At 74.5% G+C, this 22,038-nt stretch carries 16 protein-coding genes and 1 tRNA gene; 11 read left to right on the forward strand and 6 right to left on the reverse strand.

Going from position 1 to position 22,038, the window contains the following annotated elements:
• Nucleotides 1–151: 151 nt before the first annotated feature.
• The 10 genes from ABT247_RS03240 to ABT247_RS03285 all read left to right on the forward strand — a co-directional run bounded on the left by ABT247_RS03240 (nt 152) and on the right by ABT247_RS03285 (nt 9,037).
• Nucleotides 152–2,254 (forward strand): hypothetical protein, encoded by a 2,103-nt coding sequence (locus tag ABT247_RS03240; protein ID WP_350737106.1) that lies wholly within the window; start codon nt 152–154, stop codon nt 2,252–2,254.
• 233 nt (nt 2,255–2,487) lie between these two features.
• A complete protein-coding gene (locus tag ABT247_RS03245) occupies nt 2,488–2,676 on the forward strand; it encodes a hypothetical protein (protein WP_350737109.1) in 189 nt (62 codons plus the stop codon).
• A 36-nt stretch (nt 2,677–2,712) separates the two neighbouring features.
• The gene (locus ABT247_RS03250; RefSeq protein ID WP_350737111.1) at nt 2,713–3,144 is read left to right on the forward strand and encodes a hypothetical protein; all 432 of its coding nucleotides are present in this window, start codon (nt 2,713–2,715) and stop codon (nt 3,142–3,144) included.
• 180 nt (nt 3,145–3,324) lie between these two features.
• On the forward strand, nt 3,325–3,915 hold the full coding sequence (locus ABT247_RS03255; protein ID WP_350737114.1) for a hypothetical protein: 591 nt from the start codon (nt 3,325–3,327) through the stop codon (nt 3,913–3,915).
• 122 nt (nt 3,916–4,037) lie between these two features.
• Nucleotides 4,038–4,655 (forward strand): SAM-dependent methyltransferase, encoded by a 618-nt coding sequence (locus ABT247_RS03260; RefSeq protein WP_350737246.1) that lies wholly within the window; start codon nt 4,038–4,040, stop codon nt 4,653–4,655.
• Complete coding sequence (locus tag ABT247_RS03265) at nt 4,652–4,834, forward strand: hypothetical protein (RefSeq protein WP_350737117.1); 183 nt, start codon at nt 4,652–4,654, stop codon at nt 4,832–4,834. Before ABT247_RS03260 ends, ABT247_RS03265 begins: the two co-directional genes overlap by 4 nt.
• 193 nt (nt 4,835–5,027) lie before the next feature.
• Nucleotides 5,028–5,900 carry a bifunctional DNA primase/polymerase gene (locus tag ABT247_RS03270; protein ID WP_350737120.1) on the forward strand — a complete coding sequence of 291 codons (873 nt, stop codon included), beginning with the start codon at nt 5,028–5,030 and terminating at the stop codon, nt 5,898–5,900.
• Between the two features lie 82 nt (nt 5,901–5,982).
• The gene (locus ABT247_RS03275) at nt 5,983–7,242 is read left to right on the forward strand and encodes a DUF3631 domain-containing protein (protein ID WP_350737122.1); all 1,260 of its coding nucleotides are present in this window, start codon (nt 5,983–5,985) and stop codon (nt 7,240–7,242) included.
• 125 nt (nt 7,243–7,367) lie between these two features.
• Entirely contained in the window at nt 7,368–7,568 is a 201-nt protein-coding gene (locus tag ABT247_RS03280; RefSeq protein WP_350737124.1) for a helix-turn-helix domain-containing protein, read from the forward strand.
• Nucleotides 7,569–7,678: 110 nt separating this feature from the next.
• Complete coding sequence (locus tag ABT247_RS03285; protein ID WP_350737126.1) at nt 7,679–9,037, forward strand: tyrosine-type recombinase/integrase; 1,359 nt, start codon at nt 7,679–7,681, stop codon at nt 9,035–9,037.
• Between the two features lie 47 nt (nt 9,038–9,084).
• Here ABT247_RS03285 and ABT247_RS03290 read toward each other — a convergent pair.
• Nucleotides 9,085–9,158: transfer RNA gene (locus tag ABT247_RS03290), tRNA-Thr, on the reverse strand.
• A 171-nt stretch (nt 9,159–9,329) separates the two neighbouring features.
• Here ABT247_RS03290 and leuE point away from each other — a divergent pair.
• On the forward strand, nt 9,330–9,983 hold the full coding sequence (leuE, locus tag ABT247_RS03295; protein ID WP_350737128.1) for a leucine efflux protein LeuE: 654 nt from the start codon (nt 9,330–9,332) through the stop codon (nt 9,981–9,983).
• Nucleotides 9,984–10,011: 28 nt separating this feature from the next.
• On the opposite strand, the gene ABT247_RS03300 is transcribed toward leuE, so the two are convergent.
• The 5 genes from ABT247_RS03300 to topA form a co-directional block, all read right to left on the reverse strand.
• Entirely contained in the window at nt 10,012–11,748 is a 1,737-nt protein-coding gene (locus ABT247_RS03300) for an alpha/beta fold hydrolase (protein WP_350737130.1), read from the reverse strand.
• Between the two features lie 71 nt (nt 11,749–11,819).
• Nucleotides 11,820–12,992 carry a hypothetical protein gene (locus tag ABT247_RS03305; RefSeq protein WP_350737133.1) on the reverse strand — a complete coding sequence of 391 codons (1,173 nt, stop codon included), beginning with the start codon at nt 12,990–12,992 and terminating at the stop codon, nt 11,820–11,822.
• A gap of 297 nt (nt 12,993–13,289) precedes the next feature.
• A complete protein-coding gene (locus ABT247_RS03310) occupies nt 13,290–14,501 on the reverse strand; it encodes a DNA polymerase III subunit delta' (RefSeq protein ID WP_350737248.1) in 1,212 nt (403 codons plus the stop codon).
• Between the two features lie 294 nt (nt 14,502–14,795).
• Nucleotides 14,796–18,341 (reverse strand): dTMP kinase, encoded by a 3,546-nt coding sequence (gene tmk, locus ABT247_RS03315; RefSeq protein ID WP_350737136.1) that lies wholly within the window; start codon nt 18,339–18,341, stop codon nt 14,796–14,798.
• 329 nt (nt 18,342–18,670) lie between these two features.
• Nucleotides 18,671–21,562, reverse strand: a complete 2,892-nt coding sequence (topA, locus tag ABT247_RS03320; RefSeq protein ID WP_350737139.1) for a type I DNA topoisomerase — start codon at nt 21,560–21,562, stop codon at nt 18,671–18,673.
• Nucleotides 21,563–22,038: the final 476 nt, after the last annotated feature.

The following is a 22,038-nucleotide window of genomic DNA, read 5'->3' on the forward strand; positions in this document are numbered from 1 at the left end:
CCGGGCGCGCCCCGATACCCCGCGCACGGGCCGGGCGGCCGCGCGCCAGGGGACCGTCTCCCCCCCCCAACCCCCCCCACCCCCCCCCCGGGCCGGGCCCCCCCCCCCCGGTGGCCGCCCCGGCCCCCTTTCCCGGCTGGAGACCGCCACCATGACCAAGAACACCAAGAACACCGGGCCGCGCCTGGACTGGAGCGCCGGGCACGGCCTGCTGACCGGCACCCTCAACGCCACCGCCGGCGCCCTGTCCACGACCGCGATCGGCCACGCCACCGGCCTGCCCGCCGGATGGGCGCTGGCCGCAGGCGCCGCCGGGGCCCTCGGCACCATCGGCGCCGGCCTGCGCAAGCGTCTGACCGGGGCGACGCTGGCGTTTCGGGGCACGTGCTGGATGGCCGCCGGCGGCTGGTCGTCCTGGGCGCTGGCCCACGGCGGCCCGTGGCAGTGGCCCGAGCTGGGCTCGCTCGCCGTCGCCGGGATCGCCGCCGGCACCCTCGGCGCCGCGTTCGCCGCGCACGAGGAGGTCGAGCAGGCCAAGCGCGCGCACCTGCTGCTGATCGGCGCCCGCCGCCAGCTCGCCGCCGACTGGACCGACCGCATCCGCCGCGTCTGCTCGGTCGAGGTGACCGTGCTTGGCATCGAGCACTGGCCCTCCGGCGCCGGCTACACCCTCGAACTCGAACTCCCCGAGGGCGGCACCACCCGCCGCGCCATCGCCGACCGCGCCGAGGCCCTCGGCTCCGACCTCGACCTGCCCGACGGCTGCGGCCTGCAGGTCATGCCCGGCATCTCCCGACGCCGCGTCCTCGTCCAGGTCACCACCAAGGTCCTCACCGACCAACTCGACTTCCCTGTTGAGGAGATCGAGGAGACGACCACGGTCAACAACCCGATCCCGGTCGCGCTGCTGTCCGACGGGACGCGGGCGGAGATGGACCTGCGGCAGGCCTCCACGATCGTCACCGGCCCCACCGGCACCGGCAAGACCAACTGGCTCCACACCCTGATCGCCCGGCTGAACCAGACGAACGACGTGCTCGTGTGGGTGATCGACCTCAACGGCGGCTCCATCGGCCTGCCCTGGCTCAACGCCTGGCGCGACGCCCAGATCGGCCGCGAGGGCTCCCGCTGGGCCGACGCGGACATCCCCGTCCCGGGCGTGGACTGGGTCGCCTCCACCGTCGAGGAGGCCAAGCGCATGCTCGCGGTGGCCGTCCGCATCGCCAAGGCCCGCAAGGTCGCCTACCAGGACGCGATGCGCGACGCCGACGACGACAAGCTCCCCGTCAGCCCGGCCATCCCCGAGATCGTCATCATCACCGACGAGGGCGCCGAAGCCGCCGCCACCCGCGAGGCCCGCGCCGTGCTCGCCGGGATCTCCGAAGTCGTCCGCATCGCCCGCGCCATGGCGATCCGCGCCGTCCTCTCCGTCCTGCGCGTCACCCAGGACGTCATGCCCGACCCGCTCGTCCGCAAGATGGCCTCCAACCGCCTGGCCACCGGCGCCCTGGAGGACTCCGAACTCGGGCACCTCTTCGGGTGGCGCGCACTGCGGGCCGAGGACTCGTTCTCCGGACCCGGGTCGGTGCTGGTCGGCACCGAGGGCAAGCAGCCCGCCAAGGCCCGCCAACCCCGCATCAAGCCCGGCATGATCGAGGAGATCAGCGCGCTCACCTCCCACCGCCGCCCCGCCCTCGACACCCCCTCCCTCGAAGCCGCGGGCACCGACTACACCGACCGCTGGACCCTGGACCGCTGCGGCCACCTCTGGGCCACCACCGAGCCCGTCACCGCCGGCGCCCCCGCCACGACGGCCACCGCGACCGGCGCCGCGCCGGCCACGGGCGCCGCTCCGGCCGGCGGATGGAAGGCCACCGCCGGATGGGACAAGCCCGCCGACCCGGACGACCTGGAATCGATCTGGCTGCTGCCCTCCGCGCCCGAGCCCGGCCCCGCCCCGGCCGGCACCGACTGGGCCGACCCGTCCACCTGGTCCACCGGCCGCGAGGACAAGGCCCCGGAGCCCGGTGCCCGCGAGGCCGCGCTCATGCTCCTGATCAAGGCCGGGCCCGAGGGCACCGGCGCCAGTGCCATGGAGAAGATCCTCAAGCCCGAGTTCGGGACCACCCGGCCGACCATCGCCGGATGGCTCAAGTCCTGGGCCGAGAGCGGCGAAGTGGCCCGCGTCGGCGAGGGCAGCAAGGCCCGCTACGTCCACCGCCAGTACCTGCCCGAGCCGCCCGCCGACGCCTGACGAACCGGCCTGTCTGTCGCCTGTCGCGCCCGCCCCGAAAGGGGGGTGCGGCACCGGCCGATGCCCTGTCATCCCCCCTCTGACCTGCGGGACTACAGGCTACAGACAGGCGACAGGCAACAGGCGACAGACAGGCGCGCACTACAGGCGCACAACAGGCACCACGGCCCGCCCGGACCCGCTCCGGGCGGGCCGCTCCGCACCCCCACAGCACCCACCGGAAGGCCCTCGCCGTGATCGTCTCGCTCAGCGTCACCGTCGTCTTCGCGATCCTGTCCGCCGTCCTCATCCGCGGCCGCCGCGTCTCCCTGCCCACCGCCGCCGTGCTCTGGCTCTCGGGCTTCACGCTCGCCTCCACCGGCATGGCCGACCCCGTGAACAACTTCCTCGCCGCCGTCACCCGCATCGTCTCCGGCCACTGACCACCCACCCCGCACCAACCCCGACAGGAGAGCACCGTGGACCACAACCCTTACCCCCCGGCCGCCCCGGTGCTCTACACCGCCGACGGCCAACCCCTGTACGCCACCGCCCCCCTCACGAACGCGCCCGCCATCCACCAGCCCACCGCCCCGCAGCCCGCCCCCGTCTACGCCCACCCGCCGGTCCCGCACCAGCCCACCGTCGTCCTCCCGGCCCCGGCCGCGGCCGCGCCGCCCGCCCGCGACCCCTGGCCCGCCCGGCTCGCCGCCGGCGGAATCGGACTCGGCGCCGCCGGACTCGGCATCGGCTACGCCCTCCAGGCCGTCGCCGCCGCCGGCAGCAGCCTCGGCGGACTCGCCGCCATCGGCGCCGGCGCCTACTGCCTCGCCAAAACCCGCAGCTCCGGCGGAGGAGGCGGACAGGGCGCCGTGAACGTGAGCGTCAACGTCACCAACCGCAACCGCTGACGGCCTGCCCGACCGGCCGCGCCGCCCGGACCACGCCGCATCCAGCGGCAGGGGCCCGGGCGGTGCGGGGGACGGACAGACCCGCTCCCACACAGCACAAAGCCCCACACCAGCCGTCTCTCTGCCAAGTTCGGCGGCTGGTGCGGGGCCGTGCATCCCCTTCACAGAGATGGGACCAGCATGCCCGACTTCCACCACTCCGCGCTCGTGATCGTGGACGACACCGCCGACCGGGAGCAGGCCTCCGACGGCCGCTCCCGTTACGGCGCCTACATCGCCCGGCACGCCGACGACTTCCACGAGGACGGCCGGCCGCTCCGTCCGGTGGAGTTCGCCATCGCCGCGTGGCGCACCGCCACCGCCCCCGTCATGGCCCCCGGCTACGCGGCCGTGCGCCGCGACGTCCAGCCGCTCGACGTCTACCGGGACCACCACGGCGGCGCCCAGTTCTGCGCCAAGGTCGGCCTGCGGCACAGCCAGCTCGCCCACCGCCCCGCCGGGCACCCGCTGGACTGGGAGAAGGACCCGTGGTTCCACCCGAGCGAGCAGTGGCCCGTCCTCGTCAGCCCGGACCGCACCGACCGCCCCGCCGTCCTGGTGACTGCCGCCGTGCTCCTTCCGGTCCCCGACGACATCCTCACCGCCCCCACCACGACCCGGCCCGGCAACGCGCTGACCCACGAGGCCAAGGCCGTGGTCCACGCCCTCGCCGAGTACGCCAACCGGCACCTTGCCCCGCTCGTCGCCGACCTGCTCGGCGGTGCCTGGTGAGCGCCGCCGCTGCCCTGTCCGGCCTGTTCCTCGCGGCCCGCCCGCCCGCGGCCTGGCTGCCCGATCGTCCGTGGAACGGCCTGACCGTCCTGGACGCCTACGGGTGCCAGGGCGGTGCCGGCATGGGCTACCACCTCGCCGGATACCGCGTCCTCAGCCTCGACAACGCCCCGCAGCCGAGGAACCCGCTGGCCTTCCTCCAGGCTGACGCCGTGCAGTTCATCAGGGAGCACGGGCACCTCTTCGACTTCGTGCACGCCTCCCCGCCGTGCCAGCGCTACACCCGCTGCCAGAAGATCCGCCGCCGGGAGCACCCCGACCTCATCGCCCCCACCCGCGCCGCCCTGCAGTCCACCGGCCGCCCGTGGGTCATCGAGAACGTCGAAGAGGCCCGCGCCGAGCTGCACGACCCGGTGCTGCTCTGCGGCACCATGTTCGGCCTGCGCACCTACCGCCACCGCCTCTTCGAGCCCGGCGGCGGACTCGCCCTCGCCCCGCCGGACCACCCGGTCCACACCGCACCGAACGCCAAGATGGGCCGCCCCGTCGCCGAGGGCGAGTTCATGCACGTCGTCGGCAACTTCTCCAACGTCCCGCTCGCCCGCAGCGCGGCCGTGATGGGCATGCCCTGGGCCACCCGCGACGGCCTGCGCGAAGCCATCCCCCCGGCCTACACCGAACTGATCGGCCGACAGGCAGCTGCCCAGCTGGGCGTGGCCCCCGGCAGGAGCGCGGCATGAGCACCTACAGCATCCCGATCGTCCACTGCGACGGCCCCGACTGCGAGGCGCCCGAGATCCACCACCCCGCCGCCCGCACCGCCGACGACGTCCGCCGCCTCCGCCGCCCCGACGGATGGCACCAGCGCCCCGGCGGCCGGGACATCTGCCCGGTCTGCTGGGCCGCCGGGCACCGCTGACCGGTCCGGCCAGCAACCGTGTCCGCCTACCTGGACTGGCACGACGCCTCCCACTACGACCGCACCGGCCCCCGCCCCTGCCGCTGGTGCGGCCGTTCCACCCCGCTGCGCGACGAGCAGCGCAGGCCCACCCACAAGGTCTGCGCCGAACAGCACGCCGCCGAACAGCCCCCGCCGACGTCTGGAGACCGGCGTGAACCCCATCCTGCAACTCGCCCTCGAACTGGCCCGGCTCGGCCTTCCCGTCCTACCGCTGCGGGCCGGGAAACGCCCGGTCGGCAACTGCCAGGCCTGTAAGGACAACGCCTGCGGCGGCCGACCGAACATGAAAGTCCCGGGCCCGTGCGCCTGCCCGGCGCCCTGCCACGCGTGGGCCGCCGCCACCACCGACCCCGCCGTCCTGAACAGCCCGCCGTGGCATCGCGCGTGGCGGGAGGCCGAAGCGGTGGCCTACCACCCCGGCGGCGCCGGCCTGACCGTGGTCGACCTCGACAGCGCCGGCGCCGTCACCTGGGCCCGCACCGCCCTGCCCCCGACGCTCACCGTGCCCAGCACCCGGGGCGAACACTGGGTCTACCGGGGCGCCATGACCTCCGCCAACAAGGTCCGCCCCGACGTGGACGTCAAGTCGACCATGCAGTACGCCCGTTGGCTCGGCTACGGCGCCGGCACCATGGCGCCGCTGCCCGACGCCGTCCGCGCCCTGGTCGACAAGGAAGAGACCACCCCGCCGCCGGCGCATGGCGCGCGGGTGGCCTCTTCGCCCCCGCCAACCTGGACCCGCACCAAAGGCCACGGCTGCCGCCACACCGACCGCTACATCCACACCGGGCTGCAACGCGGCCTCGCCAAAATCGCCGACTGCCCCGAGACCGGCGCCGGATCGCAGGCCTACGGCGTCGCCCGCTTCCTCGCCGCCCAGCACACCCGCTGCCCCGGCCCCTGCGGACTCGACACCCTCGCCCAGCAGCTCATCGACGCCGCCGTCAACGTCGGCGTCCCCCACGACTACGCCACCCGCGCCGTCGACCGCGGCTTCGCCGCCGCTGGCACCCACCTGGACTGACCACCCCAACGCGCCGAAGCGGCCGCCCTCTCGCCAGAGCCTGCGGCCGCTTCAACCAGCCCAACAGACTGGAGCCCCAAGCATGACCGATCCCACCCCGCCCGTCACCACCACGGCCGAGGACGGCGCCGCCCTGCTGGACGAGGTCGAGCGGCACCATCGCCGCTTCAACGTCTTCCCCTCGGAGTCCGCCTACGTCGCCGTGACCCTGTGGGACGCCCACGCCCACCTGATGGACGCCTTCGAGGCCACCCCCCGCCTCGCCTTCCTCAGCCCCGAGCCCGGCAGCGGCAAGACGCGCGCGCTGGAGATCGTGGAGACCCTGGTCCCCCGGCCGCTCACCACCGTCGATATCAGCGCCTCCGCGCTGTTCCGCTCCGTCTGCGACGAGCAGGCCCGCCCCACCGTCCTTTTCGACGAGGTCGACACCGTCTTCGGCGCGGCCGCGGGCGGTAACGAGGACCTGCGTGGCCTGATCAACGCCGGATACCGCCGCACCGGCGGCGTCGTCCGCAGCGTCCGCGACGGCGAGAACCACGTCGTCCAGAAGTTCCCCGTCTACGCCGCCCTCGTCCTCGCCGGCCTCGGCGACCTGCCCGACACCATCATGAGCCGCTCCATCGTCATCCGGATGCGCCGTCGGGCCCCCAACGAGCGCGTCGAGGCGTTCCGCCAGCGCATCCACGAAGCCGAGGGCCATGCCCTGCGCGACCGCCTCGCCGACTGGGCCGACACCGTCCGCGAACAGCTCACCGGCGCCTGGCCCGAGATGCCCGAGGGCGTCACCGACCGCCCCGCCGACGTGTGGGAACCCCTCCTCGCCGTCGCCGACGCCGCCGGCGGCCACTGGCCCGACCGCGCCCGCACCGCCTGCCTCGAACTCGTCAACGCCGCCCAGGCCAACGACAAGGGCAGCGTCGGCGTGCGCCTGCTCGCCGACCTGCGCGACGTCTTCGCCGGAGCCGAGCGCCTCACCAGCGCCACCATCATCGAACGCCTCACCGCCATGGACGACGCCCCCTGGGCCGACCTCGACGGCCGCCCCCTCAACACCCGTTCCCTCGCCAAGCTGCTCGGCGACTACGTCACCGCCGCCAACCAGCCCATCCGCCCCCGCAACATCAAGATCGGCACCGCCGTCGCCAAGGGCTACTACGCCACCGACCTCGCCGACGCCTGGCTGCGCTACTGCCCGCCCATCCCCGAAACCACCGCTACCAGCGCTACTCCCGCTACCGCCCAGGTCAGGGCCCTTTTCCCGGTAGCGGAACCGGTAGCGGTAGCGGATACCGAACCGCCCACCACCACCGAGACCCCCGCCGAACTCACCACCGTCGGCTGACCGCACCAATCCGCTACCGCTACCCCACCCGCTACCGCCGCACCCCACCTGACCAGCGCGGTAGCGGAGTAGCGGCGGTAGCGGCCCCCCAGAGAAGCAAGCCAAGAGGATCAACAGGAGGCACCATGACCATGCCCGCCGCCGCGATTCGCCCGGTTCTGCTGACCGCCGAGGAAGCCGCGAAGATGCTGCGCATCGGACGGTCGACGCTCTACCAGCTCCTGGCCGAGAAGGAGTTGACGTCCATCAAGATCGGGCGATCCCGTCGCATCCGGCCCGCCGACATCGAGGCCTACATCGAGCGCCAGGCCGCCAGCGCCGCCTGACCACCACCACCGACCAACCAGTCCTTCGAGGGCGCCGGGATGCATCATGCCCGGCGCCCTCGCCACTTCAGGAGTACCGCGTGAGCGATCGCAAGACCCGCCTACCTAACATGGAATCGACCATCTACGAGGGCGCGGACGGCCGTTGGCACGGCCGGGTGACCATGGGCGTGAAGGCGGACGGCAGCCCCGACAGGCGCCACCGCAGCGCCAAGACCGAAACGGAAGTGCGGCGCAAGGTCAAGAAGTTGGAGACCGAGCGCGACGCCGGACAGGTGGCGGCGGCCGGCCGGGCGCCAACGGTCGAGCAGTGGATGACCACCTACCTGACCACCATCGCGAACCAGCGGCTGAAGCCGCGCAGCCTGGACGACTACTGGTCCAAGACCCGGAACCACATCATCCCCGGCATCGGCCGGCACCGGCTGGACCGGTTGCTCCCGGAGCACCTGGACGAGCTGTACGCGCAGATGCGGGCCGAGGGCCGGGCCGGGTCGCACATCCTCAAGGTGCACCGGATCATCTCCCGCGCGTTGAAGATCGCCCACCGCCGAGGAAAGGTGGCCCGCAATGTCGCCACACTGGTGGACTCCCCCACCGTGGAGGAGACGGACGCGAACCCGTTCACCCAGGAGGAGGCCCGACGCTTCCTGCTCGCCGCGATGAAGCGCCCGACCAGGGTCCGATGGGTGATCGGCGTAGGCCAGGGCCTGCGCCAGGGTGAGGCACTGGGGCTGCGCTGGAAGTACGTCGATGAGGATGCCGGCCAGATGGACACGTCCTGGCAGCTCCAGCGGCTGAAGTGGCGCCACGGGTGCGACGACCCGCACGCGTGCGGAGAGCGGCTCCACCGGGACGCCTGCGAGCCGGGGTGCACCAAGCACCGCCGCTACAAGCGCGGATGCCCCAAGCCCTGTCCGCCGAAGTGCGACCGGCACGCCAGCACCTGCCCGAAGCGGCACGGCGGCGGACTCGCCTTCACCCGCCCGAAGACCAAGGGCAGCCGTCGCACGACTCCCTTGCTCCCGCCTCTGATCCCGCTGTTGCGCGAGCAGCGCCAGCAGCAGGAGGAGTGGAAAGCCGCGGCCGGCGACGGGTGGCAGGACTACGACCTCGTCACCTGCCGTCCCGACGGCCAGCCGATCGACCCCCACGCCGACTGGGAGGAGTTCAAGGAGCTGCTGGCCGAGGCGGGAATCGAGGACCGGCGCCAGCACGACGGCAGCCGCCACTCCGCCGGGACAATCCTGAACGAGCTGGGGGTGGACCCGTTCACCATCATGGAGATCTTGGGCCACTCACAGATCAGCATGACCCGCCGCTACGTGAAGACGACCACCCCGACGACCCGGGAAGCGGCCCGGCGAATGGGCAACGCGCTCTGGCCCCAACCGGCCGGAAGTGAGACCACAACTGAGACCACGAACACGCGAGCGGCACGCGCCCGGCGCCGCCGCCGCATGATGTAGACGACAAAAGGCCCGGTCAGAGTACTGACCGGGCCTCTTGGCTGCTGAGCCGCCTGCGGGATTCGAACCCGCGACCTACGCATTACGAGTGCGTTGCTCTGGCCAACTGAGCTAAGGCGGCACCGTTGCCACGTGCGGTGGCAACGCGGGTCAGTCTACACAGGTTCGCAGGTGATCCGTAGCCGAGGGGGTCGGGCCTCTGGAGGGTGGATGGTCGTCGCTTCAGTCGATCACCGGTACGACGTTACGATGAGCGCCCCCTCCCGCCCTTCCCGCACCTCCGGAGCGCATCGTGCTCGGCGTCAATGACCTGGCGACCTACATCCTCGGCGCCCTCGTCATCATCCTGCTGCCCGGCCCCAACTCGCTGTACGTGCTGTCGGTCGCCGCCCGGAAGGGCATCCGGACCGGGTACCGGGCCGCCGCGGGCGTGTTCGTCGGCGACTTCACGCTGATCAGCCTGACCTCGCTGGGCGCCGCGTCGCTGCTGAAGGCCAATCCGGCGGTGTTCGCGGTGGTGAAGTTCGGCGGTGCCGCGTACCTGCTGTGGATCGGCTTCGGGATGCTCCGGGCCGCCCGCCAGCTGTGGCGGGAGCGCCGGGCCGAGGCCGGGCCGGAGGGGGCCGAGGCGGCGCCGGAGGCGGTCGAGCGGCCGTTCCGCCGGGCGCTGGTGATCAGCCTGCTGAACCCGAAGGCGATCCTGTTCCTGCTGTCGTTCTTCACCCAGTTCGTCGACCCGTCCTACGGGGAGCCCGCGCTGTCCTTCGGGCTGCTCGGCGGCATCCTGCAGACCTTCAGCCTGCTCTACCTCTCCCTGCTGATCTTCGCCGGCACCACGCTGGCCACCGCCTTCCGTCGCCGCAAGCGCCTGTCCGCGACCCTCACCAGCGGCGTCGCCGTCCTGTTCGCGGGTTTCGCCGCGAAGCTGGCCGTCTCCTCCGCCTGACGCCGGCCCGAGGCTCGGTGACGGGCCCCTAGCGGCCGCACCGCTTGCCCTGCTCCGGCGGCTCCCCGGTCAGCAGGAAGTGGTCGACCGCGCCGTCCACGCAGGCGTTGTGCCGCCCGTACGCGGTGTGGCCGTCCCCGTCGTAGGTGAGCAGCCGGCCGGACTCCAGCTGTCCGGCGAGGGAGCGGGCCCAGTCGTAGGGGGTGGCCGGGTCACGGGTGGTGCCGATGACGACGATCGGGGCGGCGCCGGCGGCCCGGATGGTGTGCGCCGCGCCGGTGGCCCGGACGGGCCAGTAGGCGCAGGTCAGCGCCATCCAGGCCATGTCGCGCCCGAAGTGCGGCGAGGCCCGCTCGAAGTCCGGCAGCGCCCGCCGCACGTCCTCCGGCGTGCGGAACGGGGCGGGCAGGTCCAGGCAGTTCACCGCCGTGTTGGCGAACATCAGGTTGGGGTACGAGCCGTCCGCTCCGCGCCCGTAGTAGGCGTCGGACAGCTTCAGCAGCCCGCTGCCGTCGCCAGCCCGGGCGTCCGCGAGCGCACTGCGCAGCTGGGGCCAGAGGAAGTCGGCGTACAGGGCCTGGATGACGCCGGTGGTGGCCTGGGAGCCGGTGAGGGGGCGCCCGTGGTCGGTGCTCGGCAGCGGGGCGGCGTGGACGGCCTCGAGCAGCGCGCTGAGCTGCTCGCCGATCTGCGGCACGGTGCGGCCGAGCGGGCAGCCCGCGCGGCCGGCGCAGTCCTCGGCGAAGGCGGCCCAGGCGGTCTCGAAGCCACCGGCCTGGGTGCGGTTGCCGGCCACCGAGTCGAGTGCCGGATCCATCGCGCCGTCCAGCACCAGCCGTCCGACCCGACTCGGGAAGAGCCCGGCGTAGGTGGCGCCGAGGAAGGTGCCGTAGGACTTGCCGACGAAGTTCAGCCGCTCGTCGCCGAGGAGCGCGCGCAGCACGTCCATGTCACGGGCGGCCTCGACGGTGCTGAGGTGGCCGAGCGCGGGCCCCGCCTGCCGCCGGCAGCCCTCGGCAAACTCCTTGTCGGCGGCGACCAGTGCGTCGACCGCCCGCTGGTCGCCGGGCTCCAGGTCGACGGCCGTGAAGGCGTCCATCCGCTCGCCGCTCAGGCAGCTGACGGGGTTGCTGCGGCCCACCCCGCGCGGGTCGAGGCCGACCAGGTCGTAGCGGGCCCGCACCGAGCCGTCGTACGTCCGGGCGACGGCCTCCAGGTACTCGATCGCCGAGCCGCCGGGGCCGCCCGGGTTGAGCAGCAGGGAGCCCAGCCGCGGGCCGGTGCCCGGAGAGGATCCCGATCCGGCGGCCGAGCCGGTGACTGAGTTGGTGACTGAGCCGGTGGCGGGGTCGAAGCCCAGTCCGCTGCCCGGGTCGGATCCCGCTCCGGAGCCACCGGGCACGGCCACCGCCCGGGCCGCCGAGAGGGTGAGGTCGCCGTCCGCCGGGCGGTCGTAGTCCGTCGGCACCCGGAAGGTGGTGCACTCGAACCCGCCGTCGCAGGGCTGCCAGACCGGCCGCTGCGCGTAGTACGGCGCGAGCGCGTCCGGGACGGCGGCCGGCAACGGTTCCAGCGGGGTGGCGGCGGCTACGACGGCTGCGGCGCCCGCTGACGGGCCGGAGCCAGCCGCTGACGGGCCGGACGCGCCGGCCGACGCGCCGGCGGAACCGGCCGGCCCCGCGCTGCACCCGCCCGCCGACCCCGCCAGCAGCCCGAGCACCAGCACCGCGGCCGCCGACCGCGCCCGCCGACCGAAGGCCGTCATCCGCTCCCCTCCTCCGTTCCTCCGTCCGATCACCCGCCGGCAGGCAGCGTAGACCCCCGCTCCCCCGCTGCTCAGGAGGCCTTCGCCAGCGCCTCGGCCAGGAACTGCGCCGCCTGCCGGACCAGCCGCAGCCGCTCCCGGTCGGGGGTGTAGTCCTGCACGTTGTCCGAGATCCGCACCTCCGCCTTGGCCGCCGGGCCCTGGCCCGCCTTGAGCGCCGCCTGGAGCTTGCGGGCCGCGTCCAGTCCCGGGGCGTCCGCCTTGGCCGCGGCGAGCAGCAGTTTGGCCGCGCTGCCCGCCGGGGCCTCGGCGCCGGTCTGGGTGAGCGCGGCGGCGTCGTACCGGCCGGAGACCGCCGCGGCCGCGCCGTACAGGTCCGGGCGGGCCAGCCCGGCCGCGGCCGCGCACGGTGCGCCGCCCTCCACGCCGAGGGCCCCCCAGGAGGCGGGGCCGGGCGGCAGGGTGCGGAAGGAGCTCGCGATGGTGGTGCGCAGCGTCGCGTCGTCGGAGACGGCGGCCGGAGCGGCGGCGACCAGCTCGCAGGGGTGGGCGGTGCCGTTGGGCGCCTCGGGGGCGACCAGGATGAACGGGCGGGCGCGACCGGCCTGCAGCGCCGCGCCGATGCCCTCGAAGACGTCCGGGACCTCGGCGTCGGCGGTCTTGCTCGGGGTGGCGGAGTGCATCACCACGACCGGGAAGCGCGCGTTCGGCTCCTTGGCGTACTGCGGGGGCAGCCAGACCCGGATGTTGCGCGGCTTCCCGTCGGGGCCGAGCACCGCGGACTGCAGCAGTTCGCCGCCGGCGGGGTGCCCGACGCTGTCGAACCGGCTGGCCACGGCGGACGCGGCGGCCGTGGCCGCGGCCGGTGCGGCCGGTGCGGGAGCGGCGGCCGACTCGGCGGCCGTGGGCGGCGCCGCCTGCTGCCGGGCGGTCGAAGCGCTGTCGGGGTCCTTCCAGGCCCCCGCGCCGGCGGCGTCCGCGGCCGACTGGGCCCGGTCGGCACCCTGGCCGCCCCGGCCGAGGCCGCCGAAGGCCCCGAGCGCGGTGAGCAGCGTGAGTGCGGTGACGCAGACGCCGCAGACCATCGCCCCCGCCGCCCGCAGCAGCATCGGCCACCGGTCGCCCGCGAGCTCGTAGGTCTCGGCGGCCCGCAGGTCGCGCCAGCGCTGGAGCGAGCCGCGCGCCAGCCAGATCCCGCCGAACGCGGCGGCCAGCAGGGGGATGACGAGGAGCGGACGAACCACGGAACGCACCACCTCGGAAGAGGGTCGGCGCCGGACCGGACCCGGTGCCGTACGGGAGGCGACCGCTCCGGCGGCGGGACCCCCGACACGGGGGACCCGGAGTGGGGCCGGGGCGCAGTCGGCCCCCAGCGTGCACAACGGGCGCACCGTCACACGCGGGTGTGCCCGGCGAGTATCGCCCGTTCACTCGAAGGTGGGACGGCGGACCGACTCCGGGAGGCCTACCGCCACCGGCAGGACATCGGCCCGCCCAGGGCATCGGCCCGCCCGCAGGACATCAGCCGGCCCGCCAGGCTCTCAGCCCGCCCGCAGCGCCACCGTCATCGCCTCGACCGCCAGCAGCGGGTCCACGTTGCGGTCCAGCGCGGTACGGCAGGCCAGCACCGCCTCGATCCGGCGCAGCGTGCCCTCCGCCGGGCCGGCCTGGGCGACCCGGTTCAGCGCCTGCCGCTGGTCCTCGTTGGCGAGCGCGCCGGTGGAGCCGAGCTGGATGGCCAGCACGTCCCGGTAGAACCCGAGCAGGTCGAGCAGTGCGACCCCGAGGGTCTCCCGGCGGGTGCGGGTGGCGCGGCTCTTCTGCCGCTTCTCCAGCTCCTTGACCGCCCCCGCCATGCCGCGCGGCGCCTTGCTTCCCTCGGCCGCGCCGTAGGCCGCCTTCAGGTCGTCGGTCTCCTTGGCGTCCTGCGTCTCGGCGAGCGCCTCGGCGTCGGCCTTCGCGGTGTCGACCAGGCGCTGCGCGGCGGCCAGGCAGCCGCCGATGTCGGAGACCTCCAGCGGTATCCGCAGCACCTCGGCGCGGCGGGTGCGGGCCTGCTCGTCCACGGCGAGGCGGCGCGAGCGCTCGATGTCGCCCTGCCCGGCGAGCGCCGCGATCCGGGCGGCCTCCGGTTCGACACCGTCGCGCCGGACCAGCATGTCGGCGACCGCCTCGGCGGAGGGAGTGCGCAGCACGAGCAGGCGGCAGCGCGAGCGGATGGTCGGCAGCACGTCCTGGACGGAGGGGGCGCAGAGCAGCCAGACGGTGCGCGGGGAGGGTTCCTCCACGCCCTTGAGCAGCGCGTTCGCGGCGGCCTCGGTGAGCCGGTGGGCGGCGTCCACCAGGATCACCGACCAGCGGCCGCCGGTCGGGTAACTGGAGGCGCGCAGCACCAGCTCGCGCATGTCGCCGACGCCGATGGACAGGCCGTCGGTCCGCACGTACTTGACGTCGGCGTGGCTGCCGGCCAGCACGGTGTGGCAGCCGTCGCAGAACCCGCAGCCGGGCGTGCCGCCGAGCGCGAGGTCGGGGCTGGTGCACTGCAGGGCGGCGGCGAAGGCCCGCGCGGCGGTGACCTGCCCGGCCCCGGGCGGCCCGGTGAACAGCCAGGCGTGCGTCATCAGGGAGGCGTTCCCGCCGTCCGCGGGCGCGGCGCCGCGGCCCGCCCCGACCGTCGCCCCGGCCGCCCGGGCCGCGGCGGTCAGCTGCTCGACCACCCGCTCCTGGCCCACCAGGTCGTCCCAGACGGCCACTGCTGCTCCCAAGCTCCGTACGACAGCGCCCCCGGCGCCGATTCCCCGCCGTCGAGCATACGTCTCCGCCCCGACAGCCACTGCTCCGTCCGGGTCACCCCGGGTACGGAGCCGGGCGGAGCCGCGAACCGGAAGCGAACCGGAAGCGGAACGAAGACGGGACGGGACGGGAAGCGGACTGGGCGCGAAGGGCACGCGACGGGAGCGGCCGGAAGCGGGCCCCGACGGCGACGGGCGGCGCCGCCGGGGGTACTGCCCCGGTGACGCCGCCCGCTCAGCCGCCGTGGAGCCTGCTCAGCTCCGCCGGCCCCAGCGCCTGCCCCTGCCCTTGCCGCCGTCCTCGCCCCGGCCACCGTCACGCCGGCTGTCGCCGTCGCGCGGGCCGTGCTGCTCCTGGCCTGCAGCCTGCTCCCAACGCGCCCACTCGTCCCGCGACCCGAGCAGGGTGTCGGTCAGGCTCGGCAGGTCGTCCATCGGGGTCTCCTCGGCCCACTCCGGCCGCGGCCGTTCCACGGTGGGCTGCTCGGCGGGCTGACCCGGACCGGGCCGCCCGGTGCCGGGAGCGCCAGGACCGCCGGGAGCGCCGGAGACCGGGGCACCGGCAGCGGGCCGACCCGCGCCGGGCCACCCGGCGCCCGCCTGCCCCCCGTCGACCACCGGCAGCTCCCGCGTGCTGTCCACCGGCTCACCGGGCTTCCGGTCCGGCTCGATCCGCGGCAGCACGGCGGTCTCGTCCGCGGCCGGGACCTTGGGCAGCACGGCCGTCTCGTCGGCGGCCGGAACGGTCGGCAGCACCGCCGTGTCGTCCGCGGCCGGCCCGGTCGGCACCTTCGGCAGCTTGGCGGTCGCATCGGCCGCCTGCCGGTCCCGCAGCGACAGCTCCCGCGTCGCCTCGTCACCGAGCCCGCCCGATCCCTCCGACGTTCCGGGACCGCCGGGAACCCCCGACGCGCCCGACACTGCCGAAGCCCCCGAGGCACCCGCAGCTCCCGCAGCGCGCTCAGCGCCCGAACCGCCCTGCGGCGTCTCCCGCACCGCCCGCAGCTCCGTCGTCGCCGCGTCCCCGGCCCCGGCCTCCGGTGACCCCTCCGGCCGCCCCGTGGCGCGGCCGGCAGCCCGATCCGCGGCCCGGTCCGCCGCCGTCTCAGCCGCAGCGGCCGCCGCCGCGAGCGCGGCAGCCTGCGCCAGCCGGGCCTCCTCGGCCCGCTGCAGCGCCTCCTCCGCCCGGCGCCGCTGCTCCTCGCGGGCCAGTTCCCGCTGCCGCTGGAGCTCCGCCCGGGCGGCCTCCTCGTCGGCGATCCGCCGGCGCTCGGCGGCCTCCGCGGCCAGCCGGGCCTCCTCGGCCGCCCGCCGGCGCGCCTCCTCCTCGGCGCGGCGCTTCGCTTCCTCCTCCGCCCGGCGGCGGGCCTCCTCCTCGGCCTTGCGCCGGGCCTCGGCGGCGGCCCGCTCGGCCGCCTCCTTGGCGAGCCGCTCCTGCTCGGCCTGCTCGGCCCGCAGCTGCGCCAGCACCTCCTGGCGCTTGCGCTCGGCGGCCTCCTCCTCGGCCTTCCTGCGGGCCTCCTCGGCGGCGCGCCGCTCGGCCTCCTCCTTCGCCAGTCGCTCCTGCTCGGCGCGGGCGGCCTTCTCCTGCTCGGAGAGCGGCAGCTCGCGGTCCAGCCGGTGCCGGATGGCGGTGGTGACGAAGCCGGGGGCCTGGCTGCCGTCCACGACCAGGTAGCGCGCCGGGTCGGCGGCCGCGAGGGCGAGGAAGCCGGCCCGGACCCGCTGGTGGAACTCGGTGGGCTCGGACTCCAGCCGGTCCAGCGCCTCGGTGAAGCGCTCCCGGGCCTTGGTCGGGTCGACGTCCAGCACCACGGTCAGGTCGGGCAGCAGCCCACCGGTCGCCCAGCGGGAGATCCGGGCGACCTCGGTCGCAGCAAGGTCGCGCCCGGCGCCCTGGTAGGCGATCGAGGAGTCCATGTACCGGTCGGTGATCACGACGGCGCCGCGGGCGAGGGCCGGCCGGATGACGTTCTCGACGTGCTCGGCCCGGTCGGCCGCGTAGATCAGCGCCTCGGCGCGGTGCGACAGCCCGGTGTTGCCGACGTCCAGGACCAGGCCGCGCAGCCGCTGCCCGACGGGGCTGCCGCCGGGCTCGCGGGTGAGCACGACCTCGTGCCCCTTGCCGCGGATCCACTCCGCGAGCGCCTGGGCCTGGGTGGACTTGCCGGCGCCGTCGCCGCCCTCCAGGGCGATGAAGAATCCGGTGCCGGTGCCCCGGTGCGGCACCGGGCCGCTGCCGCCGCGCACCGCGTCCACCAGGTCCCGGGCGAACGGCGCGGTGCCGCGCCGGTCGTCGGTGCGCAGCAGCACGACGGCGGCGAGCACGAGGGTGAGCAGGCCCGCGGTGGCGACGGCGAGGGCCGCACCGCCGTGGATGAAGGTGAAGGAGCCGGGCTCGACGGTGCCGTACTCGACGTCCCCGTACGCCGCCGCGATCAGCGGGACGGCGACCAGCGCGGCGGCGACCACGACCCGCAGCACCGCGTACAGGTGCTCGGTGACCTTCGGCAGCCGGGCCTCCTCGACCTCCTGGGCGAGCAGGGTGCGCCCGGCGGAGACCACGATCCCGGCGGCCAGGCCGGCCAGCACGGTGAGCAGCAGGACCAGCACGAAGTCCAGCACCAGCCCGGCCAGGATCAGCGCGACGCCCTCGGTGAGCAGGGCCAGCGCGAGCAGCCGGCGGCGGGAGAGCGAGGGCAGGACGGCCCGGGTGAGCCGGGCGCCCAGCGCGGGGGTGCCGACCGCGGCGAGCACGACCAGGCCGTAGCCGATCGGCCCGGCGCGGTGCTCGGCGGCGGTGAGCAGCGCCAGCGCGGCGACGCCCGCCGTGGAGGCGAAGGCCGCCGCGACGGCGAAGGTGAAGTACGGGGCACTGCCGGTGCGGCCCTTGCTCAGGGCGGGGCCGGGGGTCGCGTCGGTCGGGGCGCGCAGACCGGTCAGCGGCGAGCGCGGGGCCACGGCCACCGGCCCGCCGGGCAGCTGCTGGAGGTGGTCGCGGACGGCGGCGGCGGCGAACAGCCCGGCCGCGCCGAGCGCCGCGAAGGTCAGCTGGTGGGCGCGCAGCCAGTCCGAGCCGAGCGCCGCGCCGACGTTGTTGACCAGGGTGAGGGCGATCAGGCCGGCGGCCGCGAGCGGCACCGTGACCCAGCCGGTGAAGCGGTCGACGCTCCGGACGGTGTCCAGGTTGGCGGCGGCCGGCCGCTGCTCCGCGGCGGGCGCGTAGGGGTTGGCCGGCGGCAGCAGGCCGGGAACGGCGGCGGCCCTGGCAATCCCCCGGACCCGCTCCGCCGCGCCGATCAGGAACACGGTGGCGAGCAGCACGTAGGTCGCGGCGCCGGAGGGCTTCGGCCCGGAACCCAGCCAGACCGTCCACCAGGGCGCGAGGCCGATCAGCAGGGCGCACAGCGCGTCGGCGCCGAGCAGCGTCCAGCGCCGGTCGAGCTTCCCGGCGACCAGCTGGTGCACCGGCTCCAGCAGCACCACGCCGACCAGGCCGGTGGCCGCCACCCGCACGGCGAGGACGGCGGCGGTGGCGAAGGCGAGACTGCGCGGCAGCGCGCCGAACTGCCCGCCCTGGGCGGCGGCGATCACGGTGAGCGCGAGCAGCACCAGCAGCCCGAGCCGGTCGGCGGTGCCGCCGATCAGCTGGGTGGTCCACAGGCGCCGGTAGGGCCGGATGCGCAGCAGTGCCCTGGCCCGGTCCACAGAGGTCCCGGCGGGCACGACCTCGGGCAGGTCGGCCACGGTGGCGCCGGCGGCCGGGGCGGCACTGGGGGTGGGCTGCTCCTCGCTCGTCATACGGTCAGCGTAGCGGGCTGGGCTTTGCCCGATTGAGATGAACGGGGTTCCGGTCCCCGGTCATCACCGCCTTGTGACGATCCCTGCACAGAGCTCGGGCCCGCGCCCCGAGGTGGGAGCGCGGGCCCGGTCGGGCTCCGGGAGGACCGTCCCGTCGGCTGTCGCCGGTCTTGCCCCGGCTGTCCGGGGACTGCCGGGGGATCTGCCCTCGTCGCCGGAGGCGGCGCCGAGAAGTCAGCCTCGTCGCCGGAGGCGGCGCCGAGAAGTCAGCCTCGTCGCGGGAGGCGGCGCCGAGAAGTCAGCCTCGTCGCCGGCGGCGGCCCGAGGAATCAGCCCTCGTCGCCGGCGGCGTTGCCCGTCGCGGTCTTGCCGACCGCGGTCTTGCTGGCCGTGGTCTTCTTCGCGGCCGTCTTCTTCGCCGCCGCCGTCTTGGTGGCGGTCTTCTTCGCGGCCGTCTTCTTGGCGGCGGTCTTGGTCGCGGTCGCCTTGGCGGTGGTGGTCTTCTTGGCCGCCGCCTTCTTCGCCGGGGCCTTCTTCGCCGCCTTCTTCACCGGACCGCGCGCCCGCTTCTCGGCGAGCAGTTCGTAGCCGCGCTCCGGCGTGATGGTCTCGACGTCGTCGTCCTTGCGCAGCGTGGCATTGGTCTCGCCGTCGGTCACGTACGGGCCGAAGCGGCCGTCCTTGACCACCACCGGGCGCTCGCTGACCGGGTCGGTGCCCAGCTCCTTGAGCGGCGGGGCGGCGGCGGCCCGGCCGCGCTGCTTGGGCTGGGCGTAGATCGCCAGCGCCTCCTCGAGGGTGATCGTGAAGATCTGCTCCTCGCTGGTGAGCGAACGCGAGTCGGTGCCGCGCTTGAGGTACGGGCCGTAGCGGCCGTTCTGCGCGGTGATCTCCGCGCCCTCGGGGTCGGTGCCGACGACGCGCGGCAGCGAGAGCAGCCGCAGCGCGTCCTCCAGGGTGACGGTGTCCAGCGACATCGACTTGAGCAGCGAGGCGGTGCGCGGCTTGACGGCGTTCTTGCCGGTCTTGGGCGTGCCCTCGGGCAGGATCTCGGTCACGTAGGGGCCGTACCGGCCGTCCTTGGCGACCAGCATGTTGCCGGTGACCGGGTCCGGACCGAGCTCGAAGTCGCCGCTGGGCTTGGCGAGCAGTTCCTCGGCCAGCTCGACGGTCAGCTCGTCCGGCGGCAGGTCGTCCGGGATGTCGGCGCGCTGGCCGGGCTCGCCCTCCACGGCGGAGGCGCGCTCGACGTACGGGCCGTAGCGGCCGACCCGCAGGGTGATGTCGTCGCTGATCCGGAACGAGCTGATCTCCCGGGCGTCGATCGCACCGAGGTCGGTGACCAGCTCCTTCAGGCCGCCCAGGTGGTCGCCGTCGCCGTTGCCGGCCTCGGCGGCGACGCCCGCGGCGTGGCCCTCGCCCTCGCCGAAGTAGAAGCGCTTCAGCCACGGCACGGACTGCGCCTCACCGGCGGCGATCCGGTCGAGGTCGTCCTCCATCTTGGCCGTGAAGTCGTAGTCGACGAGCCGGCCGAAGTGCTTCTCCAGCAGGTTGACCACGGCGAAGGAGAGGAAGGACGGGACGAGCGCGGTGCCCTTCTTGAAGACGTACCGGCGCTGGATGATCGTGTCGATGATCGACGCGTAGGTGGACGGGCGGCCGATCTCCCGGTCCTCCAGCTCCTTGACCAGCGAAGCCTCCGTGTAGCGGGCCGGCGGCTTGGTCGCGTGGCCCTCCGGGGTGATCCGCTCGGCGGCCAGCGGGTCGCCCTGGGCGACCTGCGGCAGCCGGCGCTCGCGGTCGTCGAGCTCGGCGTTCGGGTCGTCGGCGCCCTCGACGTAGGCCTTGAGGAAGCCGTGGAAGGTGATGATCTTGCCGGAGGCGGAGAACTCGACGTCCCGGCCGTCGGCGGAGGCGCCGCCCACCCGGACGGTGACGGACTGGCCGACCGCGTCCTTCATCTGGGAGGCGACGGTGCGCATCCAGATCAGCTCGTAGAGCTTGAAGTCGTCGCCGGTCAGGCCGGTCTCGGCGGGCGTGCGGAAGCGGTCGCCGGACGGGCGGACGGCCTCGTGCGCCTCCTGGGCGTTCTTGACCTTGCTGGCGTAGGTGCGCGGGGCGTCCGGCAGGTAGTCCGCACCGTAGAGCTGGGTGACCTGCGCCCGGGCAGCGGCGATCGCGGTGTCCGACAGCGTGGTGGAGTCGGTACGCATATAGGTGATGAAGCCGTTCTCGTACAGCTTCTGGGCCACCTGCATGGTCCGCTTCGCGCCGAAGCCCAGCTTGCGGCTGGCCTCCTGCTGGAGCGTGGTGGTGCGGAACGGCGCGTACGGGGAGCGGCGGTACGGCTTGGACTCGACGCTGCGGACGCTGAAGGCGGTCTGCGCCAGGGCGGCGGCCAGCTGGCGGGCGGCCTGCTCGTCCAGGTGCAGGGTGTTGGTGCTGCCGGCCTTCAGCCGGCCGTCCGAACCGAAGTCCCGGCCGCTGGCGATCCGCTTGCCGTCCACCGAGGCCAGCCGGGCGCCGAAGGTCTCCGGGTTGGCCGCGTCCGCCGGGGTGCGGCCGGTGCCGAAGGTGCCGACCAGGTCCCAGTACGAGGCGGTGCGGAAGGCGATCCGCTCGCGCTCCCGCTCGACCACCAGACGGGTCGCGACGGACTGCACCCGGCCCGCCGACAGCTTCGGCATGACCTTCTTCCACAGCACCGGCGAGACCTCGAAGCCGTACAGCCGGTCGAGGATGCGGCGGGTCTCCTGGGCGTCGACCAGGCGCTGGTTGAGTTCGCGCGGGTTGGCCACGGCCTCCTGGATCGCCGACTTGGTGATCTCGTGGAACACCATCCGGTGCACCGGCACCTTGGGCTTGAGCACCTGCTGGAGGTGCCACGCGATGGCCTCGCCCTCGCGGTCCTCATCGGTGGCGAGGAAGAGCTCGTCGGACTCCGCGAGCAGCGACTTCAACTTGCTGACCTGGGACTTCTTGTCCGCATTGACCACGTAGATGGGCGCGAAGTCGTGGTCGACGTCCACTCCGAGGCGGCGCACCTCACCGGTGTACTTGTCCGGCACCTCGGCCGCCGTGCTGGGCAGGTCGCGGATGTGCCCGACGCTCGCCTCGACGATGTAGCCGGGGCCAAGGTAGCCCTTGATCGTCTTCGCCTTGGCCGGCGACTCGACAATGACGAGTCGCTGTCCGTGCGCGGTCTCGCTGCTCGGGGACACCTTCGCTCTTCTCTCCCGGTCCTTATGTGGCTGGTCGGCGCTGGCAGCACGGGCTGCGCTCCGCCCGACCCCTCCACCGTCCCGGGGCTGCCGCCGAACGACACCCCACCAGCGGAGTGTGACCGTACCCCGGCCACCCTTGTCAAACGGACGGATCCCGCGTTTTCACTTGCCGGGCTCACCGACGCCACTCGAACGGTAACCCGATGACGGAGGTTCGCGCCCCGTGGAGGGCGGCTTCGGCAGGTTCCGGAGGATGGAATGACGGATTTCAAGATCTGTCAACGGAAAAATCGCCGCGCCTGCGGTACCGCGCCCGCCGGATCGCGTCGGAAGCGCTCGGGCCGTCCGGGCCGACCGGTGCGGACCTGGCCGTTCTCGCCCGTTCCGAGATGCTCCGAGCCCGCTCCGCATCCATGCGGTTGCGGGGCACTCCGACCCGTGGGGCTCCGGGGCGCTGGAACCGCGGGATTCCG

The sequence above is a fragment of the Kitasatospora sp. NPDC001539 genome, assembly GCF_040298565.1.
Taxonomy (GTDB): domain Bacteria; phylum Actinomycetota; class Actinomycetes; order Streptomycetales; family Streptomycetaceae; genus Kitasatospora.